The following is a 3,724-nucleotide window of genomic DNA, read 5'->3' as shown; positions in this document are numbered from 1 at the left end:
GGCCCGGCCACCCTGGATGGTGGCCGGGCCCTGCCGCGGTGCGTCAGAGCCGATCGTGCCGGCTCAGAGGGACGGAAGAAGGGTCGGCACCAGGGTCGGCGCGTCGCCCGACGATCCGAAGACCGGACTGAGGCCCGCGAGCGAACCGAGGACCGTGTCCAGGTCGTCGAGCGACCCGTCAACGGTGTCGTCGTCCTCCACCGTGCACTCACCGGCCTCGGAGACGGCGGTGCGCAGACCGACCCCTGCGGTGGCCGCGTCGTCGGCCCACAGGAACCTGACCCGCTCGGTGGTGCCGGTGGCGCCTCCCAGGAGGCACTCGACGGTCTCGCGGTGGGAGGCGAAACCCTCGTTGGCGAGGTTGGGCATGCCGACCGGCCGGGCGTAGAGGGTGCCGTCGGTGACGAACCCGGTCCCGTCGAAGGTCATCTCGACCGAGCGTCCCTCGCAGACCTCGTCACACAGCACCCGCAGGACGCCGGACACCTCGTCGTGGTCGAGCGCCATCACGCCCGTGAACGGTGAGGTGTACGTCTGCATCTCGGTCACCGCACCTCCGTCACCCAGCCGCACGAAGTGGACCTTCCCGGTCCCCTCGACGCCCACGGCGAAGGCTCCGCCGAACGCCTCGGGGAGGTATTCGATGGCCTCGAGGCCGGCGTTCGCGCCGATCGGCCCGGTGAGGGAGGTCAGCGAGTACTCGTCCGTGGCGCTGAGCGTGCCGGAATCGCGGTCGGTGGGCAGGACGAAGCGCAGGATCGAGGGGCAACTGGTGCTGCCGGCGTCGTTGTTGCGCTCGGTGGCCACGTAGATCACGCCGTCCGGCCCCACGGTGACGCCCTCGGAATCGGGTAGGCCCGAACCGTCGGGGTAGGTGAGGACGAAGGTGCGGGCGAGCGAGTAGGTGCCTGCACTGTGGTCGTGGGCCAGGACGTACAGCGTGCCGGTGCCGTTGTTCACCACGTAGGCGGTGCCGTCGGCCGCGATGTCGACGCCCGACATGTCGTCGTCCTCGGCGAAGGCGCCACCGAGCGCGACGGGGGTGATCGTCAGCGGGTCGAAGGGCCAGGGCGACGTCACCACGCTGGTGGCGGGTATCGCCAGCGCCGCGCCGGCGGCGAGGGCGACCGTGAGGACGCCTGAGCTGATGGTCCGTGAGCGCATCGGGGGCCTTTCCTGGGCAATGACTGAGTGACTGACCAGGTGCCCGTAGGAGGGTCGGGTGCCGGGTCCGTGTCCGGTAGGTGGCGACGAGCTGAACGTTTACCGCTGACCGTCTGCTGCTGTCGGCCGCCGGACACCGCCAGGTGGGCCCGGCCCGAACTGATGGAACCGAGCAGCCCCTCCGAACCGTCGAACCGATCGGAAGAACCGGGAGAGGACCGACATGCGATCAACGACGAGGCGGGGAGACGAGTGACCACACCACAACCGGGACGTGCCCGCAGGTCGCAGAGATGGGATCCGCTGTCGCCGTCCTATGCCATCCCGATGGTCGTACTGCTGCTCCTGTGCGCGGTGGGTGTCTCGGTCGGAGCGTGGAGGAGTGTGTTCCCGACCGAGGGCAGCCTGCGTCCGGAGGAACTCCCCGCTCACTTCATGCTGCTCACCCTGAGCCTGATGCTCTTCCTGGCGGCCGAGCTTTCAGGATCCGTGCAACTCTGGCGAACGAGGTGGAGCGAACGGACCATCACGACGTGCATCGCGTCGATCCGTGGCCTCATCGCCGCGTACGGTGTGGCGTCCACGGTGGTGTTCGCTCTCGCCGCAGGGTCGGCGTGGGCGTGGAGCGCCGTCATCCCCGTCGCGTTCATCGCCTACGTCGTGCGTATGGAGATCGGACTGCGAGAGCAGATCGGACCTCCTCAGACCGAGGCACGGCTACTGCCGGGCCAGGCTCACCAGGAAGTCGATCGTTCCGGACGTTTCCACGGCGACAAAGCCGAGGCTCGGCGGCTCGACCCCGACCTCGGCCCAGGTGAGGGGGACCGCGCCGGAGGCGATCAGGGCGTCGCCCGTCCGTAGGACGGTCACCTCAATGTCCTCACGGACGGTCGTGCCCTTGATCGTCAGCTCGACCACCATCGGGATCGACACCGTTGTGCCGTCCGACGGCACCGCAGCCAGATCCACGGGTTCGGCCACGGTGAGTGTCGCCGAGGGATGGGACCCGGCATCGAGGATCTGGGGTGAGCGGGCCTGGGCGTCGCGCTGGTCGATGTCCGTCTCGATTCCCGCCACCTGCACGTCGAACGATGCGGACTCCAGGGTGGTCCCGGACACGACCGCCCGGCCGCTCACCTGGTCGGTGCTGCCGACGACGGTGACCGGCTCCCCGCGCAGGATCTCGTTGACCGTGTACCCGGCAGTCGTCTCGTTGGGCGCGGTCCCCGGCACCACCACCCACGTGCCCTCCAGGGTGCCGGTCGCCTCCTCGGCTCCGTCGACGGAGACGGTCGCGGCCGGCGCGTCGTCACCTCCACGCACGGCTTTGTAGAGGTAGGGCGCCGCGATCAGCGCGACGACGACGATGACGACGACAGCGCCGATGATCCAGGGGAGTCTCCGCATGGGACGAGCTTAGGAACTCCGGCGAGGTGGGCGGATGAGTATCGACCGAAGATCACGCCGACGTCAGGTCACGCCGTAGCCGCTACACCACCCCGAGCTCGCGGGCCCTGGCCACCGCGGCCGTCCGGGACGTCACACCGAGTTTGTCGAAGACGTGCACGAGGTGCGTCTTGACCGTCGCCTCCGACACGTTCAGGGACGCCGCGACCTGCCGATTGGTCTCGCCCGTCGCCACCGCCCGCAACACGTCCACCTCGCGATCGGTCAGCACCGGCCGTGGGTCGCGCAGCCGGTTCATCAGAGTGGCGGCGACGGTGGGGGAGAGCGCGCTCTCCCCGGCCGCCGCGGCGCGGACGGCGGCCAGCAGCTCGTCGGGACCGGCGTCCTTGAGGAGGTAGCCGCAGGCCCCCGCCTCGATCGCCCCGATGATGTCCGCATCGGTGTCGTGGCTGGTCAGGACCAGGACCTGCGGTGGTGACCCGAGTGCGCGGAGTCGCCGGGTCGCCCTGACCCCCGCGGAGGCGTCACCCGCGAAGCGCAGGTCCATGAGCACCACGTCCACGTCGCCGATCCGCGCCCGCTCGACAGCGCCGTCAGCGGTGGGGACGTCGGCCACCACCTCGATGGCGGGGTCCGACGCGACCAACGCGCGAAGGCCTGTCCGGACCACCGCGTGATCGTCCGCGATCAGAACGCGCACGCTCGTCGTCGTCATGTCCCCGAGCCTCCCACCACCGTCGGGAGCACGGCGCGGATCGTGGTCCCCGCGCCGGTCTCGGAGCTCACGTCGAACTCTCCTCCCAGCCCGGACACCCGACGCGCCATCCCGTCCAGACCGAACGATGCGGTGGGCCGCGGCGCGGCCACGTCGAAACCCCGACCGTCATCGCGCACCTCGAGCGCGACCGCGGTGGATGACCCGGTCAGCGTCACCTCGACCCTCGAGGGTGAGGCGTGTGTGACCGCGTTCGCCAACGCCTCCTGCGCCACGCGGACGAGCACGGCGGCGACCTCGGGGGGAGGGTCGACCTCGAGGGAGCAGTCCGCGGTCACCTCGATCCCCGGATGCTCCGCGCGGGTCCGCTCCGCGACGCGGCCCAGTGCGCCCGCGAGCGACACGCCGTCGAGCGGAGCGGGGCGTAGCGCGGCGATC

5 protein-coding genes are annotated in these 3,724 nt (G+C 70.4%); all 5 read right to left on the bottom strand.

The window, feature by feature from the left end; translation table 11 throughout:
• Window positions 1–63 precede the first annotated feature (63 nt).
• Complete coding sequence (locus tag G6018_RS09170; protein ID WP_182615931.1) at window positions 64–1,164, bottom strand: esterase-like activity of phytase family protein; 1,101 nt, start codon at window positions 1,162–1,164, stop codon at window positions 64–66.
• A 428-nt stretch (window positions 1,165–1,592) separates the two neighbouring features.
• Window positions 1,593–1,814: a hypothetical protein gene (locus G6018_RS09165; protein ID WP_182610156.1), complete on the bottom strand. Its 222-nt coding sequence runs from the start codon at window positions 1,812–1,814 to the stop codon at window positions 1,593–1,595.
• Between the two features lie 67 nt (window positions 1,815–1,881).
• Entirely contained in the window at window positions 1,882–2,571 is a 690-nt protein-coding gene (locus G6018_RS09160; protein ID WP_182610157.1) for a YceI family protein, read from the bottom strand.
• 82 nt (window positions 2,572–2,653) lie between these two features.
• Window positions 2,654–3,286, bottom strand: a complete 633-nt coding sequence (locus tag G6018_RS09155; RefSeq protein ID WP_182615932.1) for a response regulator transcription factor — start codon at window positions 3,284–3,286, stop codon at window positions 2,654–2,656.
• Window positions 3,283–3,724, bottom strand: a 442-nt coding sequence (locus G6018_RS09150; RefSeq protein WP_182615934.1) for an ATP-binding protein, incomplete at its 5' end; no start/stop codon positions are given. The genes G6018_RS09155 and G6018_RS09150, both read right to left, overlap by 4 nt.

Origin of the sequence: Dietzia sp. DQ11-44 (assembly GCF_014145205.1) — a bacterium.
Taxonomy (GTDB): domain Bacteria; phylum Actinomycetota; class Actinomycetes; order Mycobacteriales; family Mycobacteriaceae; genus Dietzia; species Dietzia natronolimnaea.
Note: the sequence above shows the minus strand (reverse complement) of the source record. Positions and strands in the feature narration are given on the sequence as shown.

Bases quoted from the DNA above. Each gene is read 5' to 3' on its own strand.
- G6018_RS09160 (WP_182610157.1), bottom strand. From the start codon at position 2,571: ATGCGGAGACTCCCCTGGATCATCGGCGCTGTCGTCGTCATCGTCGTC.
- G6018_RS09170 (WP_182615931.1), bottom strand. From the start codon at position 1,164: ATGCGCTCACGGACCATCAGCTCAGGCGTCCTCACGGTCGCCCTCGCC.
- G6018_RS09155 (WP_182615932.1), bottom strand. From the start codon at position 3,286: ATGACGACGACGAGCGTGCGCGTTCTGATCGCGGACGATCACGCGGTG.
- G6018_RS09165 (WP_182610156.1), bottom strand. From the start codon at position 1,814: ATGAACGCGACGGGGATGACGGCGCTCCACGCCCACGCCGACCCTGCG.